Origin of the sequence: Novosphingobium sp., from assembly GCF_027486195.1 — a bacterium.
Lineage (GTDB): Bacteria > Pseudomonadota > Alphaproteobacteria > Sphingomonadales > Sphingomonadaceae > Novosphingobium.
In genome coordinates, this window is record NZ_JAIXPP010000043.1 from 12021 (window position 1) to 28717 (window position 16697).

General features: G+C 67.0%; 18 protein-coding genes. 11 read left to right on the forward strand and 7 right to left on the reverse strand.

Annotation, left to right across the window (positions count from 1 at the left end; genetic code table 11):
• Positions 1-25: 25 nt before the first annotated feature.
• Entirely contained in the window at positions 26-2239 is a 2214-nt protein-coding gene (lptD, locus tag Q0071_RS08710; RefSeq protein ID WP_366886281.1) for an LPS assembly protein LptD, read from the reverse strand.
• A gap of 203 nt (positions 2240-2442) precedes the next feature.
• Here lptD and Q0071_RS08715 point away from each other — a divergent pair, with 203 nt between their 5' ends.
• The 6 genes from Q0071_RS08715 to Q0071_RS08740 all read left to right on the forward strand — a co-directional run bounded on the left by Q0071_RS08715 (position 2443) and on the right by Q0071_RS08740 (position 6562).
• Positions 2443-3912, forward strand: a complete 1470-nt coding sequence (locus tag Q0071_RS08715; protein ID WP_298167546.1) for a leucyl aminopeptidase — start codon at positions 2443-2445, stop codon at positions 3910-3912.
• Positions 3913-3915: 3 nt separating this feature from the next.
• Positions 3916-4068, forward strand: a complete 153-nt coding sequence (locus tag Q0071_RS08720) for a DUF2256 domain-containing protein (protein WP_298167549.1) — start codon at positions 3916-3918, stop codon at positions 4066-4068.
• Positions 4065-5291, forward strand: coding sequence for a Xaa-Pro peptidase family protein (locus tag Q0071_RS08725; protein WP_298167552.1), 1227 nt, complete (start codon positions 4065-4067; stop codon positions 5289-5291). The genes Q0071_RS08720 and Q0071_RS08725 overlap by 4 nt, the downstream gene beginning before the upstream one ends.
• Before the next feature lie 2 nt (positions 5292-5293).
• Positions 5294-5743 (forward strand): DNA polymerase III subunit chi, encoded by a 450-nt coding sequence (locus Q0071_RS08730; RefSeq protein WP_298167555.1) that lies wholly within the window; start codon positions 5294-5296, stop codon positions 5741-5743.
• An 83-nt stretch (positions 5744-5826) separates the two neighbouring features.
• Positions 5827-6249: a nucleoside-diphosphate kinase gene (gene ndk, locus Q0071_RS08735; protein ID WP_067908053.1), complete on the forward strand. Its 423-nt coding sequence runs from the start codon at positions 5827-5829 to the stop codon at positions 6247-6249.
• A 73-nt stretch (positions 6250-6322) separates the two neighbouring features.
• Positions 6323-6562: a hypothetical protein gene (locus Q0071_RS08740; protein WP_298167562.1), complete on the forward strand. Its 240-nt coding sequence runs from the start codon at positions 6323-6325 to the stop codon at positions 6560-6562.
• A 40-nt stretch (positions 6563-6602) separates the two neighbouring features.
• On the opposite strand, the gene Q0071_RS08745 is transcribed toward Q0071_RS08740, so the two are convergent.
• From Q0071_RS08745 to purM, 3 genes are all read right to left on the reverse strand, one after another.
• Positions 6603-7847 (reverse strand): MFS transporter, encoded by a 1245-nt coding sequence (locus Q0071_RS08745; RefSeq protein WP_298167565.1) that lies wholly within the window; start codon positions 7845-7847, stop codon positions 6603-6605.
• A complete protein-coding gene (purN, locus tag Q0071_RS08750; protein WP_298167570.1) occupies positions 7784-8725 on the reverse strand; it encodes a phosphoribosylglycinamide formyltransferase in 942 nt (313 codons plus the stop codon). Before purN ends, Q0071_RS08745 begins: the two co-directional genes overlap by 64 nt.
• Before the next feature lie 152 nt (positions 8726-8877).
• Positions 8878-9999, reverse strand: coding sequence for a phosphoribosylformylglycinamidine cyclo-ligase (gene purM / locus Q0071_RS08755; protein WP_298167573.1), 1122 nt, complete (start codon positions 9997-9999; stop codon positions 8878-8880).
• Between the two features lie 110 nt (positions 10000-10109).
• Here purM and Q0071_RS08760 point away from each other — a divergent pair, with 110 nt between their 5' ends.
• The 5 genes from Q0071_RS08760 to Q0071_RS08780 all read left to right on the forward strand — a co-directional run bounded on the left by Q0071_RS08760 (position 10110) and on the right by Q0071_RS08780 (position 13716).
• Positions 10110-11393, forward strand: a complete 1284-nt coding sequence (locus tag Q0071_RS08760) for a heavy-metal-associated domain-containing protein (RefSeq protein WP_298167576.1) — start codon at positions 10110-10112, stop codon at positions 11391-11393.
• A gap of 2 nt (positions 11394-11395) precedes the next feature.
• On the forward strand, positions 11396-12022 hold the full coding sequence (locus Q0071_RS08765) for a DnaA/Hda family protein (RefSeq protein ID WP_298167579.1): 627 nt from the start codon (positions 11396-11398) through the stop codon (positions 12020-12022).
• Positions 12023-12064: 42 nt separating this feature from the next.
• Positions 12065-12787 (forward strand): serine O-acetyltransferase EpsC, encoded by a 723-nt coding sequence (gene epsC, locus Q0071_RS08770; protein ID WP_298167582.1) that lies wholly within the window; start codon positions 12065-12067, stop codon positions 12785-12787.
• Between the two features lie 41 nt (positions 12788-12828).
• Positions 12829-13161 carry a DUF2794 domain-containing protein gene (locus Q0071_RS08775; protein ID WP_298167598.1) on the forward strand — a complete coding sequence of 111 codons (333 nt, stop codon included), beginning with the start codon at positions 12829-12831 and terminating at the stop codon, positions 13159-13161.
• Between the two features lie 249 nt (positions 13162-13410).
• Entirely contained in the window at positions 13411-13716 is a 306-nt protein-coding gene (locus Q0071_RS08780; protein WP_298167585.1) for a hypothetical protein, read from the forward strand.
• Position 13717: 1 nt separating this feature from the next.
• On the opposite strand, the gene Q0071_RS08785 is transcribed toward Q0071_RS08780, so the two are convergent.
• The 3 genes from Q0071_RS08785 to Q0071_RS08795 form a co-directional block, all read right to left on the reverse strand.
• Positions 13718-14365 carry a DUF4328 domain-containing protein gene (locus Q0071_RS08785; protein WP_298167587.1) on the reverse strand — a complete coding sequence of 216 codons (648 nt, stop codon included), beginning with the start codon at positions 14363-14365 and terminating at the stop codon, positions 13718-13720.
• 24 nt (positions 14366-14389) lie between these two features.
• On the reverse strand, positions 14390-15298 hold the full coding sequence (locus Q0071_RS08790) for an SDR family NAD(P)-dependent oxidoreductase (RefSeq protein WP_298167589.1): 909 nt from the start codon (positions 15296-15298) through the stop codon (positions 14390-14392).
• An 81-nt stretch (positions 15299-15379) separates the two neighbouring features.
• The gene (locus Q0071_RS08795) at positions 15380-16483 is read right to left on the reverse strand and encodes a branched-chain amino acid aminotransferase (RefSeq protein ID WP_298167592.1); all 1104 of its coding nucleotides are present in this window, start codon (positions 16481-16483) and stop codon (positions 15380-15382) included.
• Positions 16484-16697: the final 214 nt, after the last annotated feature.

Below are 16697 nucleotides of genomic sequence, written 5' to 3' on the forward strand. Positions count from 1 at the left end.
GGAGGAAAAATGGGAAGATCGCGGCTCAGCGTACACCCAGGCCCTTGAAGGCGATGTTGAACTGGATCGTGCTGCCGCGCGTCGCATCGCCGTTGGTGATGTAGTCGCGCCGCCAGGTGAGCGCGAAATCGAGGCAATCGTCGGCATAGGCAAAGCCGAGGCGGTGGCGCAGCATCTGGAAGCCGTCCTTGGTCTTGGTCGGATCATCCACCTTGCTGGTGAGGTTGGCGACGGCCGAGCCGAACACCGACCAGCGCCGCGCAAAGGCGATACGACCGGAGAAACGGACTTCCTCACGGTCGCGCAAGTCTTCGAAAGTCGCGGGAATATCGCGGTTGAGCCGGAGGTAGCCGACTTCGGCATAAGTGCGGTGGTTGCCGATCGTCGCATCGAATTCGTTGCGGCGCAGCTTCAGGCTGTCCTTGTCGAGCCGGAAGCGGTGGGTGAACTGCACGATATCGCGGAACCTGAGATCGGTGCGGCCGACGATATCCGATGCGCGCGAGGACAGGCCGGTGCCATCGGGCAGCAGGGTCTTTTGTGTGGAGAGCCGGTAGCTCTGGCCCACGGTGGTGGCAACCCGCCAGCCGGGCCGGGTGAACTGCCAATCCGCGCCATAGGTCACGCGCACGCCGTCCTCGATGCGGTCGTAGCCGGGGAAGCGGTTGAGCGAGAAGAGGTTGGAATCCTCAAGCTCGACCGAGCGCGAATCCTCGTTCGGGATGGCGAGGTTGCGGATCTTGGGGATGGCGACGAACTGGACGCGCGGGGTGAACACTTGCGTGCCGCCGAGCGCGGAACCGATCAGCGGCCACTTGATATCGACCGCCGCGGTGGCAATGCCGCGCCCCTGCCAGCCGGGCAGGCCGCGGTAGAGCAGGTTGCTGGTAAGATCGTTCTGCGCCGAATGATAGACATCGCCGCGCGCGAGGGCGGTGAAGGTGATCTCCTGCCCCAGCCCGGTCAGCGTGCGCAGGTCCCACTGCGCCTTGGCGAAGGCGCGCTGCGTGTCCTGCCCGCCGGTCCGCGTGAGCGCGAGGCTGTTGAGCTGGAGTTCGAGCATGCCGCCGATCGCGGGCGGGACGATGCGGCGGCGGTATTCGATGGCGGGAAGCGCAATCGGCACGAGGCCCTGCCGGTCACCGCTGCGCAAAGTCTGCACGGCCCAGCCAGCGATGCTGAAATAGCTGTTTGCATCGATGCGTTCGAGATTGATGGTCGAGCGCAGGCGATCATCCCGGCTGATATCGTAGCGGCGCAGGAAGGTGCGGTCGCTGGCGTAGCGGCCATAGCCGGTGAGGCTCCAGTTTTCCGAAAGCTGAAAGCGCCCGTTCGATTCGAAATAGCCGCGAAATACCTGTTCCTGCGGATTGGCGCCGGTCAGCGAGCCGCCGCCGATATTGATGCGCGCGCTGCGGGTGAGATAGGCGGAGGCCTGAAAGGCACCGTGGTCCGTCAACTGGCGATAGCGGCCGGAGATCATCGGCAGCGCCCCGGTGAAGATATAGCCGGTGAGCGCGAGGTCCTTGTTGTTGGCAAGACGCCAGTAATAGGTGTCGCTGATTTCGGCGCCGTTGGCCGCGCTGAAGCGGAAATCGGGGATCAGCAGGCCGCTTTCGGCGCGGAAGTCCGAAGTGTGGGCAAGGCCGGGCAGCGGCAGGATCGGCAGGCCGAACACGCGCAGCAGCGCGCCCTTGTAGTGAACGCGCTGGTCCTTGGCATCGTAAGTGACGGCGACGGCGGTCACTTCCCAGCTCGGCCGTTTGGTGCAGCCGTCCTCACCCTCGACCGCGCAGCCGGAGAAGGCGGCATCGCGCAAGACCATATCACCATTGGCGGCGCGCGTGCCGCTGCGCGCGGCAAGCCGCCCGCCCTGGCGAAGGACAAGCAGCAGATCCTCGACCGCGCCGGCCTTGAGCTCGTCGGTCAGCTCGACCTTGTCGGTATAAAGCACGTTGCCGGCTTCATCGACGAAGCGGATGTTGCCGCTCGCCTCGATCACGCCGGTCTTGCGGTTCCACGTGACGACATCGGCGCGCACGGTCTGTTCGGCGCGGCGCAGGACGACATTGCCGGTTGCTGTGACGGTCTCGGCATCGCTGGCATACGTGACGCGATCGGACTGGAAGCGGACTTCGGCGGGTGGCTTGGCCGGCTGGCCTGCCTCTTGGGGCGGAGGCGGGACATCAGCGGATTGCGCATGTGCGGTGGTGGTGCCGAGCGCCAGAACGCCCAGCACGGCCAAGGCCGGGCGAAGGGCGGCGACGCGCAGATACGGCAAGCATCGGGGCCGCAAGCATCGGGACAAGGCTTGCGGCAGGGGCCGCGCGGGGGCTCGCATGGCCTTGCCTATCGCACCGGTGCCGCTTAACTGCAAACCCACAATTCACCTTGCGCCAAGCTGAGCCTTGGGGTGTGCCCTTTTTCCGGCAGGAGCCTTGAATGATTATCGAATTCGCCGCAGCAGATGCAGCCACTTCCGGTTCAGGCCTCCGCCTTGTTGCCCGCTTCGTGCCGCAGGGCGAGCTGCCCGCCGATGCCGACGTGCTGGTGCGCGGCGCTGCCGCCGCCGCGCGCTTTACTGGCAAGGCCGGGCAATTGTTCGAAGCGCTGGTGCCGGCGGGCGATGGTGTGCAGCGGCTGGCCTTTGCCGGAATCGGCGAGCCGGGCGCGGCCGGGCGCACCGCAACGCTGGAGCGCGCGGGCGGCGGGCTGACCGCCAAGTACCTGACTTCGGGCGAGACCGAGCTCGCTATCGATTTTGCCGGCAGCGGCCTCAGCGCTGAGGAAGCAGCCGCCGTGCTGCTCGCGGCGCGGCTGCGTGCGTGGCGCCATGACGTCTATCGCACCAAGCTGAGCGACGAGCAGAAGCCCTCGCTGGCGAAGATCGTGGTGCTGGGCGCGCCCGAAGGCACCGAGGCCGTCTGGGAAACCGAAGCCGCGATTGCCGAGGGTGTGGAGTTTACCCGCGAACTCGTGACCGAGCCCGCCAACGTGATCTACCCCGCCAGCTTCGTGGAGCGCTGCAAGGCGCGGCTTGAGGGCACCGGCATCGAGATCGTGGTGCTGGGCCTGGCCGAAATGACCGCGCTCGGCATGGGCGCGCTGCTGGGCGTGGCGCAGGGTTCGGTGCGCGAGCCCAAGATCATTGCCATGCGCTGGAAGGGCAAGGCGGGCGCGCGGCCGACAGCCTTTGTTGGCAAGGGTGTGACGTTCGACACCGGCGGCATCTCGATCAAGCCGGCGGCGGGTATGGAAGACATGAAGTGGGACATGGGCGGCGCGGCGGCGGTCGCGGGCACCATGCTGGCGCTCGCGAAGCGCAAGGCGCAGGCGGACGTGATCGGCGTTTGCGGCCTGGTCGAGAACATGCCCGATGGCAATGCGCAGCGCCCGGGCGATGTCGTCACCTCGATGTCGGGCCAGACGGTGGAGGTGATCAACACCGACGCTGAAGGTCGCCTCGTGCTGTGCGATGCGGTGACCTGGGTGCAGAAGGAATGCAGCCCTGCCACGATCGTCGACCTTGCCACGCTGACCGGCGCGATCATCATTTCGCTGGGGCATGAGCATGCGGGCATGTTCGCCAACGACGATCTCCTGGCCGGGCAGCTCGATGCAGCGGGCAAGGCGAGCGGCGACAAGCTGTGGCGCATGCCCATCGGCCCTGCCTACGACAAGCTGATCGACAGCCCGATTGCCGACATCAAGAACGTGGGCCCGCGCTATGGCGGCTCGATCACGGCGGCGCAGTTCATCCAGCGCTTTGTCGACAAGGGCGTGGCCTGGGCGCACCTCGATATTGCGGGGACAGTGTGGGTCGACAAGCCCGGCGCGACGCATGACAAGGGCGCGACGGGCTTTGGCGTGCGGCTGCTCGATCGCTATGTGCGCGACGTGCTGGAAGCCTGATACGTGCCGAAGATGCGCCGCAAGGCGGACTTGCCGAGCAAGCTCTGCGCCGCCTGCGGCCTTCCCTTCACCTGGCGCAAGAAGTGGGAACGCGATTGGGACAACGTGAAGTTCTGTTCGGATCGCTGCCGCTCGGGGAAGGGGAAAGCGGCATGACTTGGTCGCGGCGCGGCGTGTTGGCGGGTGCGGGCGGCGCAGCAGCGCTGGCGATGGTGCCGATGGGCGCGCGGGCGGCAGCCCCCGCGCGGCTTGCCGATGCGGCGGTGCCGATCACCCCGGCCGAGCGCATGGCGCGCATCGCCAAGGTGCAGGGGCTGATGCAGGAGAGGCGGATTGCTGCCCTGCTGGTGGAGAGCGGGAGCAGCCTGACCTACTTCACCGGCATTCGCTGGTCGCGATCGGAGCGGATCACGGCAGCGGTGATCCCGGCAAGCGGCCAGCCGATCGTGGTGACACCGTTCTTCGAGGCGCCTTCGGTGAAGGAAACCCTCGCGATACCCGCCGATTTGCGCACATGGCATGAGGATGCCAGCCCCTTTGCGCTGATCGCCGATGCGCTGAAGGGGCGCGCTGGGCCTGTGGCAGTGGAGCAGACGACGCGGGCCTTCATCACCGAAGGGCTGGCGCGCGAGGGGCGGTTCGAAGTCGTTTCGGGCGCGGCGCTAGTCAATGCCTGCCGCCAGATCAAATCGCCCGCCGAACTGGCGCTGATGCGGATCGCCAATGCGGTGACGTTGGCCGCGCTGCGCGAGGCGCACGCTTTGATGCAGAAGGGCATGACGGCGCGCGACATCGGCGGTCTGGTGGGCGCGGCAACGACCCGCATGGGTGCAGAGAATGATTTCGCGCTGGTGCTGCTGAACGAGGCGAGCGCCTACCCGCATGGCTCCAAGACGCCGCAAGTGGTGCGCGAAGGCTCGGTCGTGCTGATGGACTGCGGGTGCGTGGTCGAGGATTATCAGTCCGACATTTCGCGCACGTTGGTTTTCGGTGAGCCGAGCGCGCGGCAGCGCAAGGTGTGGGACACGATCCGGCGCGGGCAGGACATGGTGTTCGGTGCGGCGAAGGTGGGCACGCCGGTCAGCGCGCTCGATGCGGCGGTGCGCCGGTTCTATGAGGGTGAGGGCTGGGGGCCGGGCTTCGCGCTGCCGGGCCTTTCACACCGCGCAGGGCACGGGATCGGCATGGACGGCCACGAAAGCCCCTACCTCGTCGGCAGTGATCAGACGCCGCTGGCGCCGGGCATGTGCTTTTCCAACGAGCCGGGGCTCTATATCCCCGGTGAATTCGGGATGCGGCTGGAGGACTGCTGGGTGATGACCGAGCAAGGCCCGCTGAGCTTCACACCGCTTGCCCGTTCGCTCGACGATCCGATCTGACCATGCGGGTCGATTTCTACCAGCTTTCGCGCGATCCGGCGGAACTGGTGCTGCCCCGCCTGGCGCAGGGCACGCTGGGCGCGGGCGAGCGGTTGCTGGTGGTTTCGGAGGATGCGGGCCAGCTTGGCCGGATCAGCGAGGCGCTGTGGACGCGCATTCCCGAAAGCTTCCTCGCCCACGGCATGGCGGGCGGAGAGCACGATGCGCGACAGCCGATCCTGCTTTCGCACGAGCCGCTGCCCGCCAACGGCGCGCGCTATCTGGCGCTGGCGGACGGCGTGTGGCGCGACATGGCCGAGGGCTATGAAGGTGCTGCGCGCGTCTTCCTGCTGTTTCCGCCCGAGCGGGTCGACGATGCACGGGCGACCTGGCGGATGCTTGGGACGCGTGAGGGGGCGGAGCGCAAATATTGGCGGCAGGAAGGCGGCAAGTGGCTGGAAGGGCCGCGCTGACGCCCACAACCTTGCAGCGCAGCAATTTCCCCGCTAGGGGCGCGGCCAGCCAAAAGCCTCCCATAAAACGCAAGGAACATCCCATGGCGGTTACCCGCACCTTTTCGATCATCAAGCCCGATGCCACGCGCCGCAACCTGACCGGCGCGGTCACCAAGATGCTCGAGGAAGCCGGCCTGCGCGTCGTTGCCTCCAAGCGCATCCACATGAGCCGCGAGCAGGCCGAGGGCTTCTATGCCGTCCACCGCGAGCGTCCGTTCTTCAACGATCTGGTCGAGTTCATGATCTCTGGCCCGGTCGTGGTGCAGGTGCTGGAAGGTGAGAACGCCATGCAGCGCAACCGCGATATCATGGGCGCGACCAACCCGGCGAACGCCGAGCCGGGCACGATCCGCAAGGAGCTGGCCGAATCGATCGAAGCCAACACCGTCCACGGTTCGGATTCCGACGAGAACGCGGCGATCGAGATCGCCTACTTCTTCAAGCCCGAAGAAATCGTCGGCTGATCTGCTGCGCGCAGGTTGCTATAGCAGGGGCCGCCGGAGCGATCCGGCGGCCCTTTGCGTTTCGGGAGAAGTTATGTTTGGAATGGGGGACGGGTCGTGCCCGTTCGAGTTCAATTTCGATCCCGCCACGTTCAAGGTGGGCGACTATGTGAGCTACCGGGTGACGGGGAGCCTTGAGGGCATGCCGTTCGTGGGCACGCTGCTCGAAGTGCATGACGACCACGTGGTCATCTCGCCCGGCGAGAGCGATCCCGATGCGCGCTATCGGGGGACGCGTGAGGATCGACCGGTGGTGGATATCAGCGAGATATGAACGAACCGCCGTTCCAGTAAATAGGGACTGTCCCTATTTTTCAGACGGCGACGGCCTGCCGCGCGTACCAGCGGTCCAGCATCCGGGCCATGGCCGCGATGGCGGCAAGGCCGAGGAGGATCGGCAGGTGGAAACCCGCGCCGCTTGCCAGCAGGGCTGCGGCGGTGAGGCATGCGGCGGAGCATCCGAGGTCCCAACCGCCTTCGGTCGCCATCGAGAAGCGCAGCACGCAGGGGCTCTGCCGCGCCATCGCGTAGAGCGGGGCGAGCATGGCGGTGCTGGTCATCGGCACGACGAGCGCGCCGAGCGCCGTGGCCGCGACGGCAAGCAGCGGATGGCCAAGCGCGGTGCCCTTGGCGGCAAGCGCAAGCGCGGCGGCGCCATAGGCGATGACGAGCGAGTGGCGCGGGTGCCCGCTGTCGATCAGGCGGCCGACGAGCAGGCTGCCGGCGGCGGCGGCAAGTCCGGCTGCGGCCATCGCGGCGCCGAACTGGTCGAAATGCTCGCCCAGCGTAGCGAACAGCGCGAGGTTCCAGATCACCACCGAGCAGCCCGCGTGGAAGCCCTCGCCCAGATAGAGGCGGCGTGCGTAGCTGGCGACGCCGGGTTCGAGCACGGCGGCAGGGTCGATCGTGGGATTGGGCGCGCCGAGGAGCGGTAGGGCGCTGGCGAGTTGCAGCACGGTGATCGCCGCGAAGGCAATTCCCGGCCCGCCATGCGCAAGGAGCAGACCGCCGAGCGCAGGGGCGGCGATGCCCACCAGCGCGCTGGTCGCCTGCTGCACGCTGATCTGCTGGCCGCCGCGCCCGGTGTCGGTCAGCACGGGAAGGAAGCCGTGCCATGCTGTCCAGTAGAGCACGCTGCCGAGGCCGCTGACAGCGAGGAAGAGCGCGAGGAGCGGGCCGACTTCGTGGACCAGCGGGAGCAGCGCGAAGCTGACCGCGCGGACGGCGATGCCGATCAGCAGCACGTTCCGCACCCCGAAGCGCACCGCCAGCGGCAGGACAAGGCCGCGCAAGGCAAGGCGCGAGAGGACGATCAGCGCGAAGCTGGCGAGGGCCGCCGGGAAGGAAAAGCCGCGGCTGACGAGAAACCCGGCGATGAAGATGCCGCCGCCCGCTTCAACAAACGATTGCAGGGCGGAGTGGACATAGAGCCGATGCAGCGGGGAAAGCGGGGTTTTGGGCATTGGCGGCTCCGGCAGCCGGGGCAGGGCTGCGATCAGAATTCCATCATCGCCGCAAGCTTGCGCGGCGCCACGGCCAGCCAGGAGCGGCGCAGCCATTCGGCTATGTCGTCCCAGTCAACGTCGCCGAGGTCAAGACGAATACCTATCCACCCGTCGCCGAAATAGGCCGGGCGGAAGAAGCGATCGGGATCGCTTTCGATCAGCTGCTCCTGTTCGTCTACCCCGCTGATCTTGACGAGGAGGGCTGTCCTTCCGTCGGCGTGGTGTTGGCTGGGGACGTAGGCGAACTTCTTGCCCTTGATGATGCCGAAACAGGCCATGCTGTGGCTCAGGCTTTCCTCGGCTTCTGGCAGTTGCATCGCGCGTTCGCGGACCTGCGCGGTGAGCCATGCCGGGTCGGTCTCTCGCGTGACGAGCTGCGCGAGGCAGCGGGCGTAGAGTTGGTGTTCGGCGAAGAGGACGCGGGCGGCGAGGCTGTCTGGCGTATCGCCGGGAAGGATCGCGACAGGGATCTGGCCGAGGACCGGGCCTTCATCGAGATCGGCGGTGACGAGGTGGACGGTGCAGCCGGCATGGCTGTCCCCCGCCGCGATGGCGCGCTCGTGGGTGTGGAGGCCGGTGTACTTGGGGAGGAGCGAAGGGTGGATATTGACCATCCGCCCTTCCCAGCGCGCGACGAATTCGGGGGTGAGGATGCGCATGTAGCCGGCGAGCGCGATCCACTGCGCACCGGCGTGGCGGACCGCTGCTTCCATCGCGGCATCGTGTTCGGCGCGGGGAACGCTTTTGTGGGGGAGGACGAAAGTCGGGATGCCTTCGGCCGCAGCGAGCTTGAGGCCGCCGGCCTCGGGGTTGTTGGAGAGCACCAGGACGATCTCGAACGGGCACTCCGGAAGGCGGCTGGCATAGAGCAGCGCGGCCATATTGGTGCCGCTGCCCGAGATGAAGACGGCGACTTTGGCGCGGGTGGTCATCAGGTCCTCTCCATTTTCACGAAGTGCAAATGGGGAGGTGGCAGCCCGCAGGGCTGACGGAGGGGTTCTTCGGGAGCGTCTTTACCCCTCCGACCCGCCTGCGGCGGGCCACCTCCCCATTTGTGCCTGCGGCAAAAATGGGGAGGATCTGGTCAGCCGACATGCACCGCTTCCCACGGCGCGCGGGCGGACCATGCCTCGGCGCTGCCGAAGACCGTGCAGCCTTTTTCGCCCGCAACTATCGTGCCTATCGGGAAGGCTGTTTCGCCCGCGGCGGTGAGATCGGCGATCAGGCCTGCGGCCTCGTCCGCAGCGACGGCGAGCACCATGCCCACGCCGCAGTTGAAGGTGCGGGCCATTTCCTCCGGCTCGATCTGGCCCTGCGCCTGGAGGAAGGCCATGAGGCGCGGCTGTTCCCAGGTATCGGCATCGATGCGGGCGTGGAGGCCCTTTGGGAGCACGCGGGGGACGTTTTCGAGGAGGCCGCCGCCGGTGATGTGGGCGAGGGCGTGGATGCGGCCTGCTTTACCGTCTTGGGCCCGGATGAAGGGCAGCAGGCTCTTCACGTAGATGCGGGTGGGCTCGATCAGATGGTCGATCAGCAGGCGCTCGTTGTCGAACAGGGCGGGGCGGTCCAGCTTCCAGCCTTTGTCAGCAGCGAGGCGGCGGACGAGCGAATAGCCGTTGGAGTGGACGCCCGAGGAGGCGAGTCCGATGAGGACATCGCCTTCCGCAACGCGATCACCCGTAAGCTGCTCACCGCGTTCGACCGCGCCGACGCAGAAGCCTGCGAGGTCGTAATCACCCGGGCCGTACATGCCGGGCATTTCGGCGGTTTCGCCCCCGATCAGCGCGCAGCCCGCCATGCGGCAGCCTTCGGCGATGCCGGCGACGACGCGTTCGGCAACGCCGGTATCGAGCTTGCCGGTGGCGAAATAATCGAGGAAGAACAGCGGTTCCGCGCCCTGCACGATGAGATCGTTGACGCACATGGCAACGAGATCGATGCCGATCGCATCGTGCCGGTCATGATCGATCGCGAGCTTGACCTTGGTGCCGACGCCATCATTGCCCGCAACCAGCAGCGGGTCCTTGTAGCCCGCCGCCTTCAGGTCGAAGAACGCGCCGAAGCCGCCCAGTTCGGCATCGGCGCCGGGGCGCGCGGTGGCGCGGGCGAGGGGGCCGATTGCCTTCACGAGAGCGTTGCCGGCGGCGATGTCTACCCCCGCCTTGGCGTAGGAGTAGGACTGCGGAGTTTCGTCGGTGGAAGCCATGGGGCAGCCGCCTAGCGCTTTCCCGCTTGGATTTCCACTTGCCTTTGGGCAAAAGCGCGGCATTCGAGAAAAGATGCAGCGCAAGGCCTGCGTTCCCAGATGGAGTTCACTTGGCCGCCCTGCGCTCGCCCTTCCTCAACCTGACGTTCCTGCCGGACCTGAGCCGCCGGGCGCGGCTTGCGTTGCTTGCGGGGCTCGGCCTGCTGCTCGCGGGCGGGGGCGCGGCGATCTATGCGCAGATCGAGGGCGACCGCGGCATCGCGCCGATTGCCAGCAATGGCGATTTCGAAGTGAGCGGGATCGAGGTCAACACCACCGGCAAGACGGCGGAAGAAGCCCGCGCCAACGGCTGGCGGCAGGCGCAACGGCTGGCGTGGGAGAAGCTGTGGAAGTCCAACGGGCTCGGCGGCGGTGCGGCCCCCGCGCTCGATGACGGCACGATCGACGGCATGGTTTCCGCCGTGGTGGTGGGGCAGGAACAGATCGGCCCGCACCGCTATATCGCAACGCTGGGGGTGATCTTCGACCGTACGCGGACGAGCGGCTACCTCGGCATGCAGGGCCAGATCGCGCATTCGGCGCCGCTGCTGGTGATCCCGGTGCTGATCGAAGGCGGCGTCACTTCGGTGTTCGAGACGCGCACACCCTGGCAGAAGGCCTGGGCCGAGTTCCGCACCGGGGCGAGCGCTATCGACTATGTGCGGCCCAATGGCGCCGGCGCGGATTCGCTGCTGCTGACCGCTGGGCAGATCAGCCGCCGCAGCCGCAACTGGTGGCGGCTGGTGCTCGATTCGGCTGGTGCTTCGGATGTGATCATGCCGATCGCCAAGCTGGAGCGGAGCTGGCCGGGTGGACCGGTGCACGGCACGTTCACTGCGCGCCATGGGCCAAACAACACGTTTATCGGCAGTTTCGAGCTGACGGCGCCGAGCGAGGACAAGCTTCCTGCGATGCTGGCGGAGGCGATTACGCGGCTGGACGGCCTCTATGCCGGCGCGCTGACGGCGGGGCAATTGGCCCCCGATCCCTCGCTTTCGATGCGGCCCGATCTCGATCCAGCACTGGTGGCAAGCATCGTGGCCAAGCTGGGCCCTGCGCCTGCCGCGCCGACGGCGGTGGCCGGGCCCGACGCGGTGGCGACGGCTGCGGCCGTGCCGACCACGATTGTGACGGTACAGTTCGTGACACCCGATGCCGCGGCGGTCGATGCGGGCGTGAGCGCGGTGCGCCGGGTCGACGGGGTCAAGGACGCGGCGACCACCAGCCTTGCCATGGGCGGCACTTCGGTGATGCGCGTAACCTTTGCCGGCGATATCGATGCGCTTGCGGCCGCCTTGCGCGCGCAGGGCTGGCGCGTGACCCAAGGGGCGGCCGCGCTCAGCATCCGCAAGTAAGTATGAGCCAGATCGCGCTGCCCCTCGTCACGGCGACCACCGCCGAGACCGTGCTCACCGGCCCTTCGCTGGAGCCGGTGCTGGCGCTGCTGGCGGGCGCGGCCGACTGGCCCTATCGCGCCGCCGTGCTGGCGGGGCCGCCGCGTTCGGGCAAGAGCCTGCTGGCGCGCTGGTTTGCCGCGAGCGGGCTGGGCGATGCGCTCGATGATGCCGACGCCCTGCCGGAAGACGCGGTGTTTCACCGTTGGAACCGCGCGCAGGCCGATGGGCGGCCGCTGCTGATCGTTTCGAACAAGTCGCCGGGGACGTGGCAGGTGGCGCTGCCCGATCTCGCCTCGCGGCTGGGCTCGGCACTGATGATCGAGATCGGCGCGCCCGACGATGACTTGCTGCTCGCGCTGGTGGAGAGCCATGCGGCGCGGCGGGGGCTGGCGCTGGGCGAGGCGGTGCTGGCCTATCTCCTGCCCCGGCTGGAACGCAGCCATGCCGCCGCCGAGGCACTGGTCGAAACAATTGATCGCCTGTCCCTTGAGCGGAAGGCCGCCGTCACCATATCGCTGGCACGCGATGCCTTGGCCGAGCGGGTGCATGGTGTGCCCGAGGCTGAACGGCAACCTAGGCTTCTCTAGGCGCGCTTGCTTTAAATGCGCAAAAGGGGGAAAAGCGCGGCCATGTTCGAACGCCTCACCGCCTATCTGGACTCGATCCGCGCGCGCGATCCCGCGCCGCGCTCGCGCTGGGAAATCCTGCTTTATCCGGGGCTTCATGCCGTCGGGTTCCACCGTGTGGCGCACTGGCTGTTCACGCAGCGGCTCTATTTCCTCGCGCGCTTCGTGAACCATCTGGCGCGCTTCTTCACGGGTATCGACATCCATCCGGGTGCGAAGATCGGGCGGCATCTGTTCATCGACCACGGCTTTACCGTGATCGGTGAGACCGCCGAGATCGGCGACAACGTGACGATCTACCAGTGCGTGACGCTGGGCGGGACCAATCCGGCCAATGGCGTGCCCGGCAAGCGCCATCCCACGCTGAGCGACAATGCGATCATCGGTTCGGGCGCGCAGATTCTCGGCCCCATCACCGTGGGGCCGCGCGCGCGCGTTGGTGCCAATGCGGTGGTGACCGAGGACGTGCCCGAGGGCGCAACCATGGTCGGCCTCAAGGCGCGGTCCACGCTGGTGCCGGTCGAGACCTGGCTCAAGGACTTCATCCCTTACGGCACGCCCTGCAAGGAGCCGTGCGAGCCGACCGGCGGCAGCCGGGTGGACGAACTGGAAGCCGAAGTCGCGCTGCTCAAGGCACAGGTCGCCGCACTGCTTGAACGGCAGGATGAAAGCACTGATGCGCCCGCGCCGGTCGGCGGCGGCAACCGGCGCAGGAGCCGCAGCTGAGCGTGCAGGGCGGCGCCGATGCGGGCGGTCCTGGCCCTTCTGTGCTGCCATTCCCGCAAAGCCGTACCGAGCTGCAAGTCGGCTTTGAACGGCCAGAACTCATGCGGATTCTCGATCTTTATGGCCGGATGGTCGCTGCCGGGGAATGGCGCGATTATGCGATGAGCTTCGGCAAGGATGCGGCGAGTTTTGCCGCCTTCCGCCGTACGGCAGAACGGCCCACGGCGCGGATCGAGAAGCGCCCGGCACTGCGAGCCAAGCAGGGCATGTGGACGCTGTTTGGCGAGGCCGGGCAAGTCCTCAAGCGCGGGCATGAGCTGGCGGGGGTGCTATCGGTGCTCGAGCGCAAGCTGCTGAAGATCGTGGAAGATTGAGACGGTCGTTTCTGTCCCGCTCATTCCTGCTCACCCTGAGCTTGTCGAAGGGGGCTGGCGCGGGCGACCGGGCATGATGCTTCGACAAGCTCAGCATGAGCGGGTCGGGGAAGGGTGGCCACATAGCCCGACCTTCGTCATTGCGAGCGAAGCGAAGCAATCCAGAGCGTTTGTGCATGACGCTCTGGATTGCTTCGTCGCTCTGCTCCTCGCAATGATGAAGGGTTTGGAGGAGAAGCGGTGCATCTGATGCGCGCGGCAGGACTGGTGGGCGTGGTGGCGCTTGCTGCTTGCAACGCTTCGACCGCCGCTGAGAAGAAGGCCGACGAAGGCACCCCAGTGCTGCGGGCGGTCTACCGCGACGCGGATTCAAGGATGGTGCTGATGTTGCCCGAGAAAGGCCGGCGCGCGGTTCTGCGCGGCGATTGCGCCGCGCCATTGCTGATTGATGCGCGCACCGGGGCCGTGCGGGTGCTGGACGAGGCCGAAGTGCAGGCGCGGCTGCGCACGATGCAACTGGCCGGGGCAACGCGCGGCGCGTGCCCGGCAGGGTAGCTCAGTCGAACACGCCCGAGGTCCGCACGAGGGCCTTCTGGCTGCGCGTGATCTGCCGCACGACCTGAAACAGCATCACGGCGGAGACCAGCAGCAGCATCATGCCAAGTCCGCCGATGATCATGATGAGAAATGGCGAAGTGATAACCCGCACGCCCGGCAGGGAATCGAGGCTCAAGGTCATCAGGAAGACGGCCTGGAACAGGGCTCCACCAAGGAGGCATGACCACCAGCCCGTGATCGCGGTGACTTCCTGTTCGGCCTGGTACTGGTCCTCGCCCGCGCTCCGGTTCCACAGTTCGCGCATCGCACGCCTCGGCACGACGAAGTTGGCAAATGGAACCAGCCAGCTGCCGGTCGCCCAGACAGGGCTGTAGCGCAGATCCGCAATGCCGAGATCGCGCAGGTTGGCATGTGCGCGCCAGACCCAGACCAGTCCGGCGAGGAGGACGAGCACGAGCGTCGGGGCGCTGAAGATGAGCGCGGCGACCAGCGCGGCACCGAGCCGCACCATGCCATCGAGGTTGTTCACCAGCACGGCACCGGCTCCGAACGCGATCAGTGTGGCGCCGATGTAGAGCGCGAGTGCAGTCTGCAGCAGGAGCGCCCGCCAGCGCAGGGCGGCCATGAGACGATCGTGATCCGTCATGGCCGCCCCCGCGCCCGGTTGAGATCAGCGCTTCATCGCGGCCTGAAGCTCGACGAGGATCGCCTGGCTTTGCTGCGCGCCCGACTGGGGGACGAAATCGCCGGTACGGTCGGAGATCTGGTCCCAGTGTGCGGCGAAGTCTTCGACGGTCCGCGCGTTCAGCGGGAGCAGGACGGGCTTGTTCATCGTGACCCACGCCGAGTGGTATGCACCCGCGCCCGCGCCGACGATGGCGTTGCTGGGGGCGTCGTCAGAAACGAGGAACAGCGCGGCGGGGACGACGTTTTCCGGGCCAAACAGCTTGAAGGCTTCCTCGGGGAAGATGTCCTCGGTCATGCGCGTGGCGGCGACGGGGGCCAGCGTGTTGACCTTGATGTTGTTCTTCGCACCCTCGAGGTAGAGCGTCTTGGTGAGGCCCGCGAGGCCGAGCTTGGCCGCGCCGTAGTTGGCCTGGCCGAAGTTGCCGAACAGGCCGGTGGACGAGGCGGTCATCAGGATACGGCCATAGTTCTGCTCGCGCATCAGGTCCCAGCAGGCCTTGGTGGCGAAGGCGGAACCGATGAGGTGGACCTTGACCACCATCTCGAAGTCCGCCGGGTCCATCTTGGTGAAGCTCTTGTCGCGCAGGATGCCGGCGTTGTTGATGAGGATGTGGACACCGCCCCACTTTTCCTTCGCGCGGGCGACCATTTCGGCCATCTGCTCGAATTCCGTCACCGAACCGCCGTTGGACATGGCCTCGCCGCCGGCAGCCTGGATTTCCTCGACAACCTTCAGCGCGGCGTCCGAGTGGCCGGTGCCATCGCGCGAACCGCCGAGATCGTTGACGACGACCTTGGCGCCGCGGCGGCCGAGTTCGAGTGCGTATTCACGGCCGATACCGCCGCCAGCGCCGGTGACGATCGCGACCTTGTCCTTGAACGAAATGCTCATCGCAAAGCTCTCCTTAACACCCTAACCGGGCGATTAACGGCGAGGCGATGCCATGGCGCGGGGGCCTTGGCAATATCAGCTTCAGCCGATCCGGTGCACCCAGCCGTGGGTGTCCGCAGCCTCGCCGCGCTGGATCGAGACGAGGCGCTGGCGCAGCTTCTGGGTGAGCTGGCCGGGGCCGCCGCTGCCGATCACGAAGCTTTCGGTGCTGCTGGTGACCTTGCCGACGGGCGTGACCACGGCGGCGGTGCCGCAGGCGAAGGTTTCGGTCAGCTTGCCGGAGGTCGCGTCGGCCTGCCACTGCGCGAGCGAATAGCGCTCCTCGCGCACGGTAAGGCCTTCCTCGCGGGCGAGCTTGATCAGGCTTTCGCGCGTGATGCCGGGTAGGATCGTGCCGCCGAGCGGAGGCGTGACCAGCGAGCCATCGGCGAAGACGAAGAACAGGTTCATGCCGCCCAGTTCCTCGATCCACTGGCGCTCGACCGCATCGAGGAACAGCACCTGATCGTGCCCGCGCGCAAAAGCTTCGGCAGTGGGGACGAGGCTGGCGGCATAGTTGCCACCGCACTTGGCAGCGCCGGTGCCGCCCGACGCGGCTCGGCTGTAGTCGCTGACCCAGAGCGAGACGGCGGGGGCGCCCGACTTGAAGTAGTTGCCGGCCGGGCTCGCGATCACGAGGAAGCGGTACTGCTTCGAGGGGCGCACGCCGAGGAATGCCTCGCTCGCGAACATGAAGGGGCGCAGGTAGAGCGAGCCGCCTTCGACGGTCGGGAACCAGTCCTTGTCCGCCTTGACCAGTTCCTCGACCGCACGGGTGAACAGGCCTTCGGGCAAGGTCGGCATGGCGAGCCGCTCGGCCGAGGCGTTGAAGCGCGCGGCGTTGGCCTCGGGGCGGAACAGGGCGATGCCGCCGTCTGCGAGGCGATAGGCCTTCAGCCCTTCGAAGATTTCCTGCGCATAGTGGAGCACGGCAGCGGCGGGATCGAGCGGGATCGGGCCATAAGGGACCACTTCGGCGCTGTGCCAGCCCTTGCCCTCGTCATAGAGGACCGAGACCATGTGATCCGAGAACGCGGTGCCGAAGCCGGGGTTCGCGAGGATTTCGGCACGCACATCGGGAGCCATGGGGGCGGGATGGGGGACGTGCGTGAAGGTCATCGGGGCAGCGGAAGCGGGCGTCGCCATCAGGGCGGTCCTTTGGGATTGTTAGGTGCGCGACGCTCCGTGAACGATTGTTGCGCAAATGGCAAGTGATTTGCAACAAATGTGAAGGGCCGCTCCCGGCAATCGGAAGCGGCCCTTCGCATGGTCAGCGGCCGGAAGTGCCGCCCACGGTGCCTTTATCGCTTGAACAAACTAGCGATAATGCTCCGCGATGCGCAATGCCGACCCCTCTGCT

Coding starts and splice junctions, on each gene's coding strand:
- Q0071_RS08725 (WP_298167552.1), top strand. CDS start 4,065: ATGACTTGGTCGCGGCGCGGCGTGTTGGCGGGTGCGGGCGGCGCAGCA.
- purN (WP_298167570.1), bottom strand. CDS start 8,725: ATGACCACCCGCGCCAAAGTCGCCGTCTTCATCTCGGGCAGCGGCACC.
- Q0071_RS08745 (WP_298167565.1), bottom strand. CDS start 7,847: ATGGCTGCGCCGCTCCTGGCTGGCCGTGGCGCCGCGCAAGCTTGCGGC.
- Q0071_RS08740 (WP_298167562.1), top strand. CDS start 6,323: ATGTTTGGAATGGGGGACGGGTCGTGCCCGTTCGAGTTCAATTTCGAT.
- Q0071_RS08790 (WP_298167589.1), bottom strand. CDS start 15,298: ATGAGCATTTCGTTCAAGGACAAGGTCGCGATCGTCACCGGCGCTGGC.
- Q0071_RS08780 (WP_298167585.1), top strand. CDS start 13,411: ATGCGCGCGGCAGGACTGGTGGGCGTGGTGGCGCTTGCTGCTTGCAAC.
- purM (WP_298167573.1), bottom strand. CDS start 9,999: ATGGCTTCCACCGACGAAACTCCGCAGTCCTACTCCTACGCCAAGGCG.
- Q0071_RS08730 (WP_298167555.1), top strand. CDS start 5,294: ATGCGGGTCGATTTCTACCAGCTTTCGCGCGATCCGGCGGAACTGGTG.
- Q0071_RS08785 (WP_298167587.1), bottom strand. CDS start 14,365: ATGACGGATCACGATCGTCTCATGGCCGCCCTGCGCTGGCGGGCGCTC.
- Q0071_RS08795 (WP_298167592.1), bottom strand. CDS start 16,483: ATGGCGACGCCCGCTTCCGCTGCCCCGATGACCTTCACGCACGTCCCC.
- ndk (WP_067908053.1), top strand. CDS start 5,827: ATGGCGGTTACCCGCACCTTTTCGATCATCAAGCCCGATGCCACGCGC.
- epsC (WP_298167582.1), top strand. CDS start 12,065: ATGTTCGAACGCCTCACCGCCTATCTGGACTCGATCCGCGCGCGCGAT.
- Q0071_RS08765 (WP_298167579.1), top strand. CDS start 11,396: ATGAGCCAGATCGCGCTGCCCCTCGTCACGGCGACCACCGCCGAGACC.
- Q0071_RS08715 (WP_298167546.1), top strand. CDS start 2,443: ATGATTATCGAATTCGCCGCAGCAGATGCAGCCACTTCCGGTTCAGGC.